11 protein-coding genes are annotated in these 16,831 nt (G+C 35.3%); 9 read left to right on the top strand and 2 right to left on the bottom strand.

The window, feature by feature from the left end; translation table 11 throughout:
• Nucleotides 1-31 precede the first annotated feature (31 nt).
• The 8 genes from JVU85_RS06015 to JVU85_RS05980 all read left to right on the top strand — a co-directional run bounded on the left by JVU85_RS06015 (nt 32) and on the right by JVU85_RS05980 (nt 12,863).
• Nucleotides 32-1,435 (top strand): sugar porter family MFS transporter, encoded by a 1,404-nt coding sequence (locus JVU85_RS06015; RefSeq protein ID WP_002509024.1) that lies wholly within the window; start codon nt 32-34, stop codon nt 1,433-1,435.
• Nucleotides 1,436-1,763: 328 nt separating this feature from the next.
• Entirely contained in the window at nt 1,764-4,400 is a 2,637-nt protein-coding gene (gene ppdK, locus JVU85_RS06010; protein ID WP_204172145.1) for a pyruvate, phosphate dikinase, read from the top strand.
• Complete coding sequence (locus tag JVU85_RS06005) at nt 4,390-5,208, top strand: pyruvate, water dikinase regulatory protein (RefSeq protein ID WP_002509866.1); 819 nt, start codon at nt 4,390-4,392, stop codon at nt 5,206-5,208. The genes ppdK and JVU85_RS06005 overlap by 11 nt, the downstream gene beginning before the upstream one ends.
• Before the next feature lie 128 nt (nt 5,209-5,336).
• Nucleotides 5,337-6,824 (top strand): cardiolipin synthase, encoded by a 1,488-nt coding sequence (gene cls, locus JVU85_RS06000; RefSeq protein WP_204172144.1) that lies wholly within the window; start codon nt 5,337-5,339, stop codon nt 6,822-6,824.
• A gap of 192 nt (nt 6,825-7,016) precedes the next feature.
• The gene (gabR, locus tag JVU85_RS05995) at nt 7,017-8,402 is read left to right on the top strand and encodes a MocR-like transcriptional regulator GabR (RefSeq protein WP_204172143.1); all 1,386 of its coding nucleotides are present in this window, start codon (nt 7,017-7,019) and stop codon (nt 8,400-8,402) included.
• A 203-nt stretch (nt 8,403-8,605) separates the two neighbouring features.
• Nucleotides 8,606-9,919, top strand: a complete 1,314-nt coding sequence (gene gabT, locus JVU85_RS05990; protein ID WP_204172142.1) for a 4-aminobutyrate--2-oxoglutarate transaminase — start codon at nt 8,606-8,608, stop codon at nt 9,917-9,919.
• Between the two features lie 93 nt (nt 9,920-10,012).
• The gene (locus tag JVU85_RS05985; RefSeq protein ID WP_204172141.1) at nt 10,013-11,392 is read left to right on the top strand and encodes an NAD-dependent succinate-semialdehyde dehydrogenase; all 1,380 of its coding nucleotides are present in this window, start codon (nt 10,013-10,015) and stop codon (nt 11,390-11,392) included.
• Between the two features lie 91 nt (nt 11,393-11,483).
• The gene (locus tag JVU85_RS05980; RefSeq protein WP_204172140.1) at nt 11,484-12,863 is read left to right on the top strand and encodes an APC family permease; all 1,380 of its coding nucleotides are present in this window, start codon (nt 11,484-11,486) and stop codon (nt 12,861-12,863) included.
• A gap of 889 nt (nt 12,864-13,752) precedes the next feature.
• Here the strand turns inward: JVU85_RS05980 and JVU85_RS05975 are convergent.
• The gene (locus JVU85_RS05975; protein WP_193325424.1) at nt 13,753-14,646 is read right to left on the bottom strand and encodes a fructose bisphosphate aldolase; all 894 of its coding nucleotides are present in this window, start codon (nt 14,644-14,646) and stop codon (nt 13,753-13,755) included.
• Between the two features lie 150 nt (nt 14,647-14,796).
• The gene (locus JVU85_RS05970) at nt 14,797-15,522 is read right to left on the bottom strand and encodes a class I SAM-dependent methyltransferase (protein ID WP_151508332.1); all 726 of its coding nucleotides are present in this window, start codon (nt 15,520-15,522) and stop codon (nt 14,797-14,799) included.
• 210 nt (nt 15,523-15,732) lie between these two features.
• Between JVU85_RS05970 and JVU85_RS05965 the strand changes: the two genes are divergently transcribed.
• A complete protein-coding gene (locus JVU85_RS05965; protein ID WP_002509874.1) occupies nt 15,733-16,716 on the top strand; it encodes a Gfo/Idh/MocA family protein in 984 nt (327 codons plus the stop codon).
• Nucleotides 16,717-16,831: the final 115 nt, after the last annotated feature.

Raw genomic sequence — 16,831 nt, 5'->3', positions numbered from 1 at the left:
ACTTGGCTTATTAAAAAAGAAGGTGAATGGGATGAAAGTACAAAGTAAAGTATCAAATCAATTTATTTATTTTTTCGGTGCATTTGGGGGTATTCTGTTTGGTTATGATATTGGTGTTATGACCGGAGCATTGCCATTTTTACGTGAAGATTGGGGCATTAATAGTGGGTTTATTATTGGCCTTATAACATCTTCAGTCATGTTAGGAGCAATATTTGGTGGTATTTTAGCAGGACGTTTATCAGATAAATTAGGCAGACGGAAAATGATTTTACTGTCAGCAATCGTGTTTATTATAGGGTCAATTTTATCAGGTATTGCACCTCATAATGGCAACTATTTCTTGACGATTTCACGTGTCATATTAGGTTTAGCTGTAGGGGCAGCATCTGCATTGGTGCCAGCTTATATGTCTGAAATGGCACCTGCCAAATATCGTGGTCGCTTGTCCGGTATGAACCAAACGATGATCGTTTCAGGTATGTTATTATCTTATATTGTTGATTATTTTTTACGTGGATTACCAATTGAATTAGGATGGAGACTAATGTTAGGTATTGCGGCATTACCAGCTGTTATATTATTTATAGGTGTGTTACGATTACCAGAATCTCCACGCTTTTTAATTAAAAATAATAAATTTGAAGAAGCTAAAACTGTATTGAGTAATTTACGTCATAATCAAAATATCGATGTAGAACTACGAGAAATTCAAGATACAATTGCTAAAGAGCAAAAAACACAAGTTAATAATACATTAGCAACTTTATTTACTGGGAAATATAAATATTTAGTAGTAGCAGGGTTAGGTGTCGCTGCCTTCCAACAATTCCAAGGTGCCAATGCTATATTTTATTACATTCCGTTGATTGTGGAACAGGCAACTGGTAATTCAGCGAGTAATGCTTTAATGTGGCCAATCATTCAAGGTGTCATTTTAGTTTTAGGCTCATTATTATTTATCGCAATTGCGGATAAATTTAACCGTCGTACTTTACTCATGTTGGGCGGTACAGTTATGGGGTTATCATTTATTTTACCAGCTGTGATTCATATGATTGCACCTAATACTAATCCAATTTTAATTGTGGTCTTTTTAAGTATTTATGTAGCATTTTATTCATTTACATGGGCTCCATTAACTTGGGTTATTGTCGGTGAAATTTTCCCACTAACTATTAGAGGATTTGCATCTGGTGCAGCTTCATCATTAAACTGGATCGGATCATTCTTAGTAGGTTTGTTATTCCCAATAATGACAGCTTATTTCTCACAACAAATTGTCTTTGCTATTTTCGGAGTAATTTGTATCTTAGGTGTACTATTTGTGAAAAAATGTGTGCCTGAGTCACGTGGTCGTACTTTAGAAGAAATTGAAGCAATTGGAGAACAACAAAGTGTAAAACAAACAACTGCACATGTAGAAAAAATATAATTAACATTATATTGGAATAATTTAACTAAAGAAGTAGCGTCAATTTCTATTGAGATGATATAGAAATTGACGTTTTTTGTGTATTTATAAAATTTTGTAGCATTACAGAAAGCAATATTTTTGTGCAGTAAGGTTAATAATTTTACTAAGTGATAAATAAGATATATTAATAACTCGAGCGCTTTGTTATAACTTATTACTGGTTAAATCTATTATCAAAAAATAGAATTTTCTGTAAATATTATACATTTTAGTTGTCTTTTTACCATTAATATGACATACTCTTATTCATTAGTATGACATATTAAACAATTAGAGGTGATATAGTATGACAAAATTAGTATATGCTTTTGATGAAGGACAAAAATCAATGAAAGATTTGTTAGGTGGTAAAGGGGCCAATTTAGCAGAGATGAAACGCTTAGGTTTACCTGTACCTGATGGATTTACGATTACGACTCAAGCTTGCATTGAATATCTTGAGCACGGAAGTAAGTTATCTGAGGAAGTGGTAGCACAACTACAAACACAACTTGACTTATTTTCACAACGTACGAGTAAATCATTTTCATCAGATGAACAATTGTTACTTGTATCTGTGAGAAGTGGCGCCAAAATATCAATGCCTGGTATGATGGATACTATTTTGAACTTAGGATTAAATGATGACAATGTAAAAAAATTAGCGCGCAAAACCAATGATGAACGTTTTGCTTATGATTGTTACCGTCGACTGTTACAAATGTTCGGTGAAGTGGTCTATAATGTGCCAATGACAGCATTTGATGCATACTTTGATAAATATAAAACGGACCATGGCTATGACAATGATGCAGATATACCAGCTGAAGGTTTGAAAGAAATTTGCGAACACTACAAATCATTATATGTTGAAAAAGTTTATAAACCATTTCCTCAAGAACCAACAGTGCAATTAACAGAGGCTATCGAAGCTGTTTTTAAATCGTGGGACAATGATCGTGCACGTGTTTACAGACAGTTAAATGACATACCGTACGAAATAGGGACAGCAGTCAATATTCAAGAAATGGTCTTTGGTAATAGTGGGGAACGTAGTGGTACTGGGGTGGCATTCACACGTAATCCAGTAACGGGTGAAGCGAAATTGTTTGGAGAGTATTTATTAAATGCACAAGGCGAAGATGTGGTGGCAGGCATACGTACTCCTAAAGATATTGCTTCATTAGAAGAACAAATGCCTCATGTACACCAACAATTTGTCAGCGTGTCACAACAGTTAGAACAACATTATCGAGATATGCAAGATATAGAATTTACAATCGAAAATGAGCAACTTTATATTTTACAAACACGCAATGGTAAACGAACGGCAAATGCTGCGGTAAATATTGCCGTCGACTTGGTCAATGAACAAGTGATAACAAAACAAGAAGCGCTGACTAAAGTTGAAGTGAAATCAATTGAGCAACTACTTCATCCAAATTTTGATGATGAAGCTTTAACAAAGGCAACTGTTATTTCAACAGTAGGATTGCCAGCCAGTCCTGGGGCTGCGAGTGGGAAGGTTGTCTTCTCGGCTGAAGAAGCAAAAGAACAACATGAACAAGGTGAAAAGGTTATTTTAATGCGACCAGAAACATCACCAGAAGATATTGAAGGTATGGTTGCCAGTGAAGCAATTGTGACAACGCATGGCGGTATGACTTCACACGCAGCAGTAGTTGCTAGAGGTATGGGCAAATGTTGTGTTACAGGCTGTGCAGATTTAGAAATTAATACAACGGAAAAAGTTGTTACATACCCTGGTGGTACACTAGCTGAAGGGGATATTATTTCAGTTGATGGTGCCAAAGGTGATATTTATGTAGGAAAAATAGCAACGATTACTGCTGAACACAGTGAAGCATTTGAACAATACATGACTTGGGCACAAGATATTGCACGTTTATCAGTACGTATGAATGCGGAAACGGTACCTGATATTATTGCGGGCTATCAATTTGGCGCTACAGGTATTGGTTTAGTGCGGACGGAGCATATGTTCTTTGCACCAGAACGATTAATTGAAATGCGTCGTTTTATTTTAGCGCATACACAAGAACAACGTATTACAGCTTTAAATACAATTGGTGGTTATCAAACGGAAGATTTTGAACAAATATTAAGACAATCTGGTGAAAAACCTACGATTATTCGACTACTAGACCCACCATTACATGAATTTTTACCACGTTCTGAGTCGGAAAAAGCGCAAGTGGCTGAACAGCTTGGTGTCACTGTGACAACACTTGATAAACATATTGAAAGCTTAAATGAAGTAAACCCGATGTTAGGACATAGAGGGAGTCGTTTAGCTATCACTTACCCAGAATTATATGTGATGCAAGCTGAGGCAATAATGAAAAGTGTAATACGCCTAAAAGAGGAAGGTATCGATACAAATCCAGAAATTATGATTCCGTTAGTGTCAACTGTTGAAGAATTTACTACATTGAAAACATTGATTACAGAACGTATTGAAGCATTAGCACAAGAAACAGGACAGGATTTACATTACTTGATTGGCACAATGATAGAAACACCAAGAGCATGTCTAATTGCAGCTGAGTTGGCAACAGTATCTGACTTCTTTAGTTTTGGGACGAATGATTTAACACAATTGACTTTTGGTTTTTCACGTGACGATTCAGGTAAGTTTATAAATGCTTATAGCAATCAAGGTATATTAGAACAAGATCCTTTCCAAACTATAGATAAATCTGGTGTAGGAGAATTAATTAAATTGGCTTCAGTGCAAGCAAAACAAGCGAATCCTAATATAAAAATTGGTGTGTGCGGAGAACTTGGGGGAGATGAGAAATCTATTCACTATTTCAATGATTTAGAAATTGATTATGTTTCTTGTTCACCATATAGAGTACCGGGAGCTATTTTAGCAACAGCACAAAGCGAAGTAGAAAGCGGGCGATTGAGTGTCAAATAATGTTCAAACAGCACAACTAAGTATTTTTGTCATTTCTGATTCTATTGGTGAGACAGCGCAACGTATGGTTCATGCTACATTATCACAATTTCCTGAATTGAACCAAGTCGCGATTAAAAAGTTTCCATTTATTCAAAGTAAAGAAGAGCTTATGAATATTTTAGAGTTGGCAGTTGCAGAACATGCAATCGTCATTACGACGCTGGTCAATCCTGAATTTAATGCACTCGGTAAACAATATACACAAGCACATCAATTACAATATATTGATTACATGACAGACTTAATTGATATGATTCAACAACGGACTGAGAGTCAACCGATTTTGGAAAGTGGCGCACTTCGCAAACTGGATGAACAATATTTTAAACGAATTGAAGCTATTGAATATTCAGTGAAATATGATGATGGAAAACACTTTACAGATATAGGTGAAGCGGATGCATTGATTTTAGGTGTGTCACGGACGTCTAAAACACCACTTAGTATGTATTTAGCGAATAAAGGATATAAAATAGCTAACATTCCGCTAGTGCCAGAGGTCGCTATTCCAGATGAAGTATTTAAAAATAAAAAATTAAAAGTATTTGGCTTAACTGCTAGTCCCAATTATATTATGAATATTCGTAATGAACGAGTAAGAGTGCTTGGTTTGAGTGGTCCTACGAATTATAATAGCGTTGAACGCATTAAAGAAGAATTGGCATATGCTGAAGAAATATTTCATAAGTTAAATGCTGAAGTCATTAATACGGAATATCGTTCAATTGAAGAATCAGCATTTCATATTGAGCAATATTTAACATAAAAGGCGAAAAACAGTTGTAGTCACAAAAATTGCTACAACTGTTTTTTTTTTGCGTGATCTATAATGTTGTGTTTAGATAATAAAGGGTAATAACAATGATATAGCTTAGAGATGGCGAGGTGTTAGCAATGCAAATCATATTAGATCCAGGTATTAGTCCTATTTATAAAGGAATATTACTATTTTTCTTTGTGATTAATTTAGGATTAGCTTTTATTATTATATTTTTAGATCGTGACCGGCGTGACGCTACTGCTACGTGGGCATGGCTGTTATTATTATTTGTAATGCCAATTTTTGGTTTTATAATGTATATATTCTTAGGCAGAATGGTGAAGCAAAAACGAGCACTAAGTATTAGTGAAGGTAAATTAATTGAAGATGATAAACAACGAGTGAATCAACAACTTGAAGATGCAACAGATTATGTGGTTGATACGGAGCATCAAATTACTAAAAAACATTCTGATATTGTGCATACATTATTAACACGAGAACAATCATTTCTTAGTAATAATAATAAAGTTGATATATTTACTGATGGACGTAAGTTATTTGAACAAATGAAAGAAGATTTAAGAAATGCACAAACATACATTCATATGGAATATTATATTTTAAAGTTAGATGGTATTGGTAATGAAATCCTTGAAATATTGGAACAAAAAGCGAGTGAAGGATTAGAAGTTAAATTATTGTACGATGCAGTTGGTTCAAAGTCATTACATAAATCGCGATTTAAGCAATTTCAGCAAAACGGTGGACAAGTAGAGGCTTTCTTTAAAGCGGTAATTATACCTGTGAACTTTAGAATAAATAATCGAAATCACCGGAAAATATTAGTCATAGATGGTCACAAAGGTTATGTTGGTGGTTTTAATATCGGCGATGAGTACTTAGGCAAAGACGAAAAAATTGGTTATTGGAGAGATACGCATATAAGAATCCAAGGTGATGGTGTTGATGCGTTGCAACTAAGTTTTATAGAAGATTGGAATTCACAATCACGACATGAGCAATTGGATTATAGTGATAAATATTTTCCTGACAATGCACAGACTGAAGGCAATGTGGTGATGCAACTCGCGCTAAGTGGTCCGAATGATAATTGGCATCAAATAGAGTTTGGTTATTTAAGAATGATTATGAGTGCGAAAAAATCAATTTATATCCACACCCCGTATTTTGTTCCAGATCGAGGTTACATTAACGCTTTACGGATAGCTGCTAAATCAGGTGTAGAAGTCCATATGATTATACCGAATAAACCGGATCAACCATTAGTTCATTGGGCAACTTTAGCAAGTGTTGCATTATTAATAGAAGATGGTGTCAATGTCTATACGTATGAGAATGGTTTTATTCATTCGAAAATGCTCTTGATAGATGAAGAAGTAGCGAGTGTAGGTTCTGCAAATATGGATGTACGTAGTTTCGAATTAAATTTCGAAGTGAATGCATTTATATATGATGAAACCATTACACAACAATTAAGAGCAGCTTTTAACGAAGATTTAAAAGTATCACAAAAATTAACGCAAGAACGCTATGAACAACGTTCAGGTTGGGTTAAGTTCAAACAATCAATTGCTAAATTAGCTTCGCCAATATTATAAAAATGCTAAGTATTAAACCTGAAAGCTGCAATTAATAATAGTTAAAGTTAATAGTACAGAAGAGATCCAGATGATAGAATCAACGTTTAGTCAATTGGTTACTGTCTCGTGGGTCTTTTTATTGTACGATAACAATTGTCGTAAGCGTAAAAATCGCTACAATGATAAGTAAGTCGGATAAGGAGGATACATATGCAAGAAAGTTCAGTGAATTACATTTATCGCCAACTGTATAATGACTTGAAGGATGATATTTTGGCATATAAATATGAAAGCCATGAAAAATTACCATCTAAAAGAGCAATGGCACAACACGCTAATATTAGTGTAAATAGTGTGAAAGCAGCATATGAGCAATTATTGGAAGAAGGCTATATTTATACCCAAGAGCGCAAAGGTTATTACATCGAACCTTTAGAACAATTAATTGTGAAACCACAAACTCAAATTCAATTGGAAGATTACTATAGAGAAGCAGCACCACAATATCAATATTCTTTTTCACATATGAGTACTAATATCGAAAACTTTCCGATGGAGACATGGTTAAAGTTACAAAAACAAGTGTTTAGACAATTTACGTCACGACTGTCTTCGATACCTGAGTTTAAAGGGCCTATGGAACTAAGACAAACTATTGCTAAATTGGTATCTTATAAACGTGGCATTCATTGTCATCCAGAACAAATTATTATTGGGTCTGGGACGAATGTACTACTCAAACAGTTGTTAGATGTAATGGAAGAAGATAGTAAAATTGCTGTAGAAAATCCTGGTTATTCCAGATTTAGAGATTTACTCAATCAATCACAAAAAGTAACCATTCCTGTATCGTTAGATAATAAAGGTATCTCAATAAAAGCTTTAAAAGCATTAAATCCCAATTTAGTCATTGTCACGCCGTCACACCAATTTCCCATGGGGACAATTATGCCGATTTCAAGACGTATCGATTTATTGAACTGGATGACACAAACGAATGGTTATATAGTAGAAGATGATTATGATAGTGAATTTAAGTATAATACTGACAATATCCCTTCTTTGTATAGTTTTGATAAAAGTGGACGGGTTATCTATTTAGGGACATTTTCAAAAACGTTGATGCCCGGCTTACGCTTAAGTTATATGATTTTACCAACATCGTTAGTCAAACGCTTTGAAACTACGAATCATAATGTAATTCCAGATTTTTCAATGCTGAACGCATTAACATTATACATGTTGATTAAAGATGGACATTATGAACGCTATATTAAAAAAATGCACCATATTTATGAAGAAAAAAGAATAAAGTTAATTAAGGCATTAAAAAAAGAATTTAAAGATAAAATTACTATTAAGGATACGAAAGCAGGCTTACATTTCATTGTTGAAGTGAAGACGAATTATAGTTACACGGAAATAGAAAGCCGTGCACGAGCATATCAAGTTGAATTATATACAATTAATAGGTTTGCGGTGGAACCTGTGACAGAAACAACAGCAAGCAAAACGCTGATTATCGGTTTTGCCAATATAGAATTAGCTACATTGAGTAAGGCGGTATCAACATTAAAAGACATTCTTATTGCTTAACTGGTACCATTCAATTTAGTTATCTGGTCCTTTACATCATACCAAGAATATTTTAAATTTTTAGAAAATAGATAAATTTCCAAAGGGGATATCCATCTGTTTGAGCAGTATAGCTTTAACGATAAGTATCGAAAAGATACTTCAGCAAAAATGTAACCGCTTTTTTATGGTTCATATTACAAACTGAAAACGGGGGTCTATGTATGACTAAAAATTTAACAGATTATCAAGCGCTAAGAGAAACATATGTGGCAAGAGGAGTAGGCAATGGTAACCTACACGTAGCAGATTATGCTAAAGGTGCAACTATTACTGATATTGAAGGTAATGAGTTTATTGATTTTGCGGGTGCTATCGGTACATTAAATGTAGGACATTCACATCCAGAAATTACAGCACATTTAAAAAATCAATTAGATAAATTTATTCATCCAGGTTTTAATGTCATTATGTATGAAAGTTATTTAAAATTGGCGGAAAAACTGCCACACATTACACCGGGTAATTTTGCTAAAAAATCAGTACTATTGAACTCTGGTGCGGAAGCGGTAGAAAATGCTGTGAAAATTGCTAGAAAATATACAGGTAGACAAGCAGTGGTTTCATTTGTAAGAGGATTTCACGGTCGTACAAACTTAACAATGTCAATGACTAGTAAGGTACGTCCATATAAACTTGGCTTCGGACCTTTTGCACCTGAAGTTTACCAAGCACCTTATCCTAACGTAGCAGAAAAAGCTGATAATGTATCGCAAGAAGATTTTGAAGCACAAGCTATTGCACGATTAGAAGACTTCTTTATTGAAACTGTAGATCCTGAAGAAGTAGCTTGCGTCGTTATGGAACCAGTACAAGGTGAAGGTGGTTTTATTATTCCGCCAAAATCATTTGTACAAGCAGTGAAAAAAATTTGTGAAGCGCATGGTATTATTTTTGTAGCTGATGAAATCCAAACTGGTTTTGCACGTACGGGTAAATTATTTGCCATTGAACATTTTGATGTTGAGCCAGACTTAATGACTGTATCTAAATCTTTAGCAGCAGGTTTTCCTTTAAGCGGTGTCGTTGGTAAGGCTGAAATTGTCGATAGTGCAAACCCTGGAGAAATTGGTGGTACCTATGCAGGGAATCCATTGGCATGTGAAGCGGCGTTAAAAGTTATTGAAATCATTGAACAAGAACAGTTAAACGAAAAAGCAGAAACAATAGGACAAGCTATCGAAGATAAATTGAACGCTTTAAGTGCGACACATAATTTTATACAACATACACGTAGGTTAGGAGCAATGGTTGCTTTCGAAGTTATCGATCCTCAAACTGGTAAACCAGATAAAGCATTGACTGCTAACATTGTAAAAGTTGCTAATGAACAAGGCTTGTTATTGTTGTCTGCTGGTATTAAAGGTAACGTCATACGCTTCCTAACGCCGTTAGTGATTACAGATGAAGAACTTACACGAGGCTTTGATATTTTAACGGCAGCATTAAACGAAGTAACTTCAACACAACAAGTATAATATAAGTAAGACAGTATTGTGGCTTAAACGTATTGACAATTATCTGTTTCAATATCGAGCTTTACTGTTGAAATAATAAAGGGGGTCATTGTGATGACAAAATTAGAAGTAATTAATCCAGCAACAGAAGAAGTAATATCTACTTTAGATTATACGCCTGAAGTTGAAATCAATGCTCAAATAGATCGTGCTCAAGAGGCATTTCAATCGTGGAAAGTCATAGATGCACATGAACGTGCAGCAACATTATATAAATGGGCGGAACTCATTGATAATAACATTGATGAATTAGCAGAGCTTATCACATTAGAAGGTGGCAAGCCGTATGCAGAAGCTAAAGGTGAAGTAACTTACGCCAATTCGTATGTGAAATGGTATGCCGAAGAAGCAAAGCGTGTATATGGCCGCACAATACCTGCCAATACGCCAGATAAAAAGATACTCGTAGATAAATTTCCTATTGGTGTAGTAGGAGCTATTACACCATGGAATTTCCCTGCTGCTATGATTACACGTAAAATTGCGCCTGCAGTAGCGGCGGGTTGTACAATTGTATGTAAACCAGCTGTTCAAACACCCCTAACGACAATTAAGTTAATTGAATTAGCACATGAAGCTGGTTTTCCAGAAGATGTCATTTCTTATGTCATTGCATCAGGTAGAGATGCAGGTGAGTTATTCACGAGTCATGAAGCCATTCGTAAAATAACATTTACCGGCTCTACACCAGTCGGCAAAAAATTAATTCAACAAGCGTCAGAATCGGTGAAAAATGCAACTATGGAATTAGGTGGTCTGGCACCATTTATTATTCATAGTGATGCAGATGTAGATGCAGCAGTTGAAGGTACGATTGCTTCTAAATTTAGAAATGCAGGACAAACTTGTATTTGTGCTAACCGTATTTACGTTCATCAATCAATTGTAGATGAATTTACTGAAAAATTAACTGCTAAAGTGCATGAACTTAAAGTAGGTAATGGCATGGATGAAGGTGTGCAAGTTGGACCGTTAATTAATAACGATGCAGTTGCTAAAGTTTTAGATCAAGTGACAGACGCCTCAACAAAAGGTGCATCGATTTCACGTTCTCTTGATGACATGACAGCTTTAGGTGGTAATTTCTTACGACCAGTTGTGATAGCTCATGCGACTCAAGAAATGAAAGTAATGAACGAGGAAACATTTGGCCCATTAGCACCAGTTATGGCTTACGATGATATTGATGAAGTCATTCGCATCGCAAATGATACGCCATTTGGCCTAGCTGCATACTTCTTTACGAATGATTATCGCACAGGATTAAAATTCTATAATGAATTAGAATATGGCGTTATTGGTTGGAATGACGGCGCGCCATCTGCAGCCCATGCACCATTTGGTGGTGTCAAAGAAAGTGGTTATGGTCGAGAAGGCGCATCTGAAGGTATAGAACCATATTTAGAAACTAAATATTTATCTATCAAACAATAGTTTTGCACATTAACAAGCGTGTCAAACTATCACGTCGACACGCTTGTTGTAATATATGATGATACAGAATTTAAAATAAGGGGTACGATATATGAAATCTCAGTTTAATAAAACAATGAATGTCGTAGATGTACTGTTTCTAGCTATAGGTGCAATGCTTGGTTGGGGATGGGTTGTACTGTCAGGCGAATGGGTTTCTACGGCTGGTTTTGTCGGTAGTATTATAGCATTTGTCATCGGTGGCATTCTGGTTATTGTAATAGGTTTGACATATGCTGAATTAGCCTCAGCGATACCTGAAACAGGTGGAGGATTTGTCTTTGTTAAAAAGGCTTTTGCTCCTGGTATTGCTTTTATTTCAGGGTGGTCTGTGCTATTTGGCTATGTATCAGTTATTACGTTTGAAGCGGTCGCTTTACCTACAGTTATAGACTATGTTATTCCATTTCAACATCAAGGATTACTGTGGAATGTTGCAGGCTGGGATGTGTACTTAACATGGGTACTCATCGGTTCGCTCGGTAGTATTATTTTAACTTCACTTAATTATTTTGGAGTGAAACCTGCAGCGGTATTGCAGACTGTTTTTACTATATTTATTGTAGCGGTAGGCTTGTTATTAGTAGGTGGTGCAGGCTTTAATGGCGATTTTAGTCAATTAAAACCATTTGAAAATGGTGCTGGTGGTACGTTGTCAGTATTAATGATGATTCCATTTTTATTCGTAGGTTTTGATGTTATTCCGCAAATTGCTGAAGAAGTAAAAGCACCAGCCAAAAAGATAGGAAGCATTTTAGTAGTTTCAATCATTGCTTCAGTTATTTTTTATTTGTTAATTGTTTTTGGTGTAGCGACAGGATTAACACCGAAAGAATTGGCAACGAGTAGTTTAGCTACTGCAGATGCTATGGTAAATCTATTTGGAAGCGGTGGATTTGGTGTGTTACTTGTATTAGGTGGTGTTGCTGGTATCATCACGAGTTGGAACGCATTTATTATTGGTGGTAGCCGTATTTTATATGCTATGGCTAAAAATGGTATGATTTCTGAGTGGTTTGCTTATATTCACCCTAAATATAAAACACCTACGCACGGCATCCTATTTCTAGGTGTCTTAGCATTTGTAGCTCCCTTATTAGGTCGTCCAGCATTACAATGGATCGTCAATGCTGGTGGAATTGGGGTCGTGTTAGGTTACTTACTTGTAGCAATTTCTTTTGTGAAACTAAGAAAGTCTCAACCAGATTTAGTAAGACCGTATCGTATTAAAAATGGTATAGCGATAGGTGTGACTGCGATTGTATTAAGTATTGGTTTTATCTTAATATATATGCCAGGTATGCCATCCTCGTTATCATGGCCATCAGAATGGTTGATTGTGTTAGCGTGGTATGTCATTGCTGCGGTGTTATATTTCACGCAGAAAAGAAAAAATTCAGTTATTACTTATCAAGCTGAAAAAACAAATTAATATATCAACATACGAGTTAAAGTGAAACTCGCTAATAAAAAAGACTAATCCTTTTTCAAGGTTAGTCTCGTACTGTCAACAAAGTTACTGGCTTTGTTGGCAGTTTTTTTGTGCGCGCTTTCCGCGGGCACTGCCTTAGCCTGTAGTCTTCGGCGAGTGCTATTCCCGCAGGAGTCGGCCCAAAGCACTGCCAATACTATAGAAAAGTCTTTAGGAGAACTAATATTTAAAGTCTGTTTACCGTCAATAAAACAAAAGGGTACAGGTCAAATTTCTGGCTTTGTTGGCAGTTTTTTTGTGCACGCTTTCCGCAGGCACTGCCTCAGCCTGTAGTCTTTGGAGAGTGCTATTCCCGCAGGAGTCGGCCCAAAGCACTGTCAATAATATAGAAAAGTCTTTAGGAGAACTAATATTTAAAGTCTGTTTACCGTCAATAAAACAAAAGGGTACAGACCAAATTTCTGGCTTTGTTGGCAGTTTTTTTGTGCACGCTTTCCGCAGGCACTGCCTCAGCCTGTAGTCTTTGGCGAGTGCTATTCCCGAAGGAGTCGGCCCAAAGCACTGCTAATATGATAATAAAAATATTACTTATACAAAGGCTATGTAGCATCAAATTAACGAGCCAAAGAATTCAAGAAATAGAAATAAATGTAGTTATCGTTTGTACTTGGCTATAGCTTTTAGATAAAGTACTTCATTTTAGAATTTTAAGTAAAAACTATACGTGCTTTTTAAGATGCAGAGGGATTAAAAATGTTTTCAAATATACCAGCTGATTTGTGCTACTATTAATCTAAAAAAAGACTAATCCTTTTTCAAGATTAGTCTTTTTTGAGTCTTTATAGAAATGACCTGATAATAATATTACCTAGGAAATATAGCGACGGATTTAGGCATTTTTATTTACTGAAGCATCGTAAATCGATTCAATCGTTTCGCCTAAAATACGGTCGAATTCTTCGTCACTTTGATTTACATTTAAGTCACTAATTAAAGCACGTGAGAAGCTGGCAATTAATCCGTCATTGGCTTTAAGTAAATTGTTAGCTTCATCTCTACTATAACCACCAGATAATGCAACGACACGTACTACATTTTGATGATTAATTAATGTTTGATATTGATTTGGATTAGTAGGAATCGTTAATTTCAGCATGACTAACTGGTCATCATTTAACTTGTTTAATTCAGTTAAAATAGAGTCAGCTAAATATGCTTCGATATCAGCTTTATTTTCTGCGTTTATGTTTACTTCTGGTTCGATAATTGGTACTAAACCAGCAGCGATAATTTGTTTAGCGACGTCAAATTGTTGTTTAACGACTAAATCAATGCCGTCTTTATTTAATTCGAGAATGTTAGAACGCATCTTAGTTCCAAAAATGTTGCGTTCGTTTGCGCGACTTAATAAGCTATCTAGTTCTGGCATTGGTTTCATTAATTGAACACCATCTTTTTGTTCGTCTAACCCTTTATCGACTTTTAAGAATGGTACAATGCCTTTATCAGCTAGGTAATTACCTGTATATTTGCCATCAACGGTACGATCCATTGTTTGTTCGAATAAAATTGCTCCGACAATTTTGTCTGAAGTAAATGCAGGTGAAGCTACAATGCGCGTACGCATATCATGAACTAAATTGAACATTTCATCTTCACTATTGTATTGATCTTCAGTTACGCCATAGTCTTTAAGTGCTTTTGGTGTACTACCGCCACTTTGGTCTAACGCCGCAATAAAACCTTTTCCAGTTTTGATTTTTTCAAGTTGTTCTGTATTCATTACTTTCACTCCTTATATTTTATTCTCTTCTAGTATGATAAAAAATTTCGAATAACGCAATTGTTATACTATACAGTTGTAAAAGAAAGCCCACGTTTAAAAAATTATAGTTATTTACGATGTAGTGTTCGACAAGCATAGTTTCGCTATTTATTTACGCACGCTTAGCATAAAGACAGGTGCTGGATTGTAAAAGGCATCTTGATGCTGATAAACACGTCCATGTACGGAAGTATCTGCAGTAATGTCTTCGTAACCTAACTCAAGTAATAATTGAAAGTCATAAGTAGGTCTAGGTTGTTTATTAATTGTTAAATTTTGTTTGATGGTCTCACTTTCTGTTAACATATCATCTCCGAGTTTTGCATGGGCATGGTCATTCGTGAAATCTTGATAAGATGTGAAGCTATCTTGGCCATAATTAGCATCGATATTGATTAAAATACCATCCTGTTTTAAGACACGCAGCCATTCTTGATATGCTGCTTTTGGATGTGGTAGTAACCACGTCACATTGCGTGCAATGACTACATCAAATGTTTGATTATCAAAGTTTAAAGATTCTGCATCCATAATTTGAAAATCTATAGTTTGTTGAAAACGAGCTGCGTTCTGTTGCGCAGAGTGAACCATCTCAGGAGATAAGTCAATACCGTTAACAGTTGCACCTTGTTGTGCGCATAAAATAGCTAAAAAGCCAGCGCCTGTACCAATATCTAAAATACGCATATTTGGATGAATCGTAATATAACGTGAAATTTCAGTTAACCATGATGTTGCATGGTCACTTTCCAATTCAGCTTGTTTATCTTCACTAAAAGTGGTGGCACGTTTATTCCAATAATCAATAATTTGTGTTTTGTTCGTTTGTGTCATATAACAACCTCATTAATATAAAATTTTAAGCTATGTAATGTGTAAAAGACGATTCTATTATAACAAATTGAAGTGTTCCAATGTTGATTGCTAACATGCATAAGCATATTTAGTTGCATTTTAGTAATGAATCATGAACTATAGAAAGTAAGCGCGTTACAAATTGTATTACTGTAACGATAAAATAAAACAAGGGTAGGAGATGCTGTCATGAAAATAGGGACAATTGGTACTGGTTTTATAGTCGATCGCTTTTTGTCAGCGATTGGTGAAATTGAAGACGTTAGTTGCGTTGCTATGTACACACGTAATTACGATAATGCTAAGGTGTTAGCGGACACTTACGGTATTGATACGATACATACAAATATAGATGCTTTTTTTAATGATAATACTATAGATGTAATATATATTGCTTCACCTAATAGTTTGCATTATAAGTATGCAAGTGAAGCACTCAAACATGGTAAACATGTTATTTGTGAAAAACCATTAACATCAACAGTAAAAGAAGCAGAAGCACTTATCCAATTAGCACGTGACCAAAAACTAATGCTGTTTGAAGCCATAACGACGATACATTTACCCAACTATCAACTAGCAAAAGCGCAGTTACATAAATTAGGACATATTAAAATGATTCAATGTAATTACGGAAAATATTCAAGTAGATATGATGCCTTGTTACGTGGAGAGTCACCGAATGTTTTTAATCCTAAATTTTCTGGAGGGGCGCTAGCGGATATTAATATTTATAACTTACACTTTGTGCTCAGCCTCTTCGGAGAACCTCGAGACGTGCAATATATGGCAAATAAACATGCCAATGGTATTGATACTTCTGGTATATTAACCCTGCAATATGATGATTTTCTTGCCACGTGTGTTGGTTCTAAAGATACGAATGGTATAGATTTCATACAGATTCAAGGTGAAGAAGGATTTATGCATATAGAGAATGGTGCAAACGCTTTTGATAAAGTGACATTGCATCTTAAAGATGGTCAGTATGAGTTAAATAATCAACTCACAGACAATTTGCTATATTATGAGACTGTAAATTTTAAAGAGATTTATGATCAAGGCGATTATAAACAGTGCTATGACTTGTTAACACATTCACTAGCAGTGATGAGAACATTTGAGCAAGCGAGACAGACTGCTGGTATTGCTTTTGCGTCTGACCAACAATAGTATATTAGTACAAAAAAGCTGGAACATAGGCCTTGTTCCAGCTTTTTTGTATTGTCGGTAATCATAAACTGAATGGTCAACAATGTGACATAATAAAGTTAGAGTTTAAAAATAC

It is taken from the genome of Staphylococcus sp. GDY8P72P, assembly GCF_016890655.1.
Classification (GTDB): domain Bacteria; phylum Bacillota; class Bacilli; order Staphylococcales; family Staphylococcaceae; genus Staphylococcus; species Staphylococcus arlettae.
Note: the sequence above shows the minus strand (reverse complement) of the source record. Positions and strands in the feature narration are given on the sequence as shown.

Excerpts from the sequence above, each read along its gene's own strand:
- JVU85_RS05985 (WP_204172141.1), top strand. The coding sequence starts at position 10,013 with ATGACAAAATTAGAAGTAATTAATCCAGCAACAGAAGAAGTAATATCT.
- ppdK (WP_204172145.1), top strand. The coding sequence starts at position 1,764 with ATGACAAAATTAGTATATGCTTTTGATGAAGGACAAAAATCAATGAAA.
- gabT (WP_204172142.1), top strand. The coding sequence starts at position 8,606 with ATGACTAAAAATTTAACAGATTATCAAGCGCTAAGAGAAACATATGTG.
- JVU85_RS06015 (WP_002509024.1), top strand. The coding sequence starts at position 32 with ATGAAAGTACAAAGTAAAGTATCAAATCAATTTATTTATTTTTTCGGT.
- JVU85_RS05965 (WP_002509874.1), top strand. The coding sequence starts at position 15,733 with ATGAAAATAGGGACAATTGGTACTGGTTTTATAGTCGATCGCTTTTTG.
- cls (WP_204172144.1), top strand. The coding sequence starts at position 5,337 with ATGCAAATCATATTAGATCCAGGTATTAGTCCTATTTATAAAGGAATA.
- JVU85_RS05975 (WP_193325424.1), bottom strand. The coding sequence starts at position 14,646 with ATGAATACAGAACAACTTGAAAAAATCAAAACTGGAAAAGGTTTTATT.
- JVU85_RS05970 (WP_151508332.1), bottom strand. The coding sequence starts at position 15,522 with ATGACACAAACGAACAAAACACAAATTATTGATTATTGGAATAAACGT.
- JVU85_RS05980 (WP_204172140.1), top strand. The coding sequence starts at position 11,484 with ATGAAATCTCAGTTTAATAAAACAATGAATGTCGTAGATGTACTGTTT.
- gabR (WP_204172143.1), top strand. The coding sequence starts at position 7,017 with ATGCAAGAAAGTTCAGTGAATTACATTTATCGCCAACTGTATAATGAC.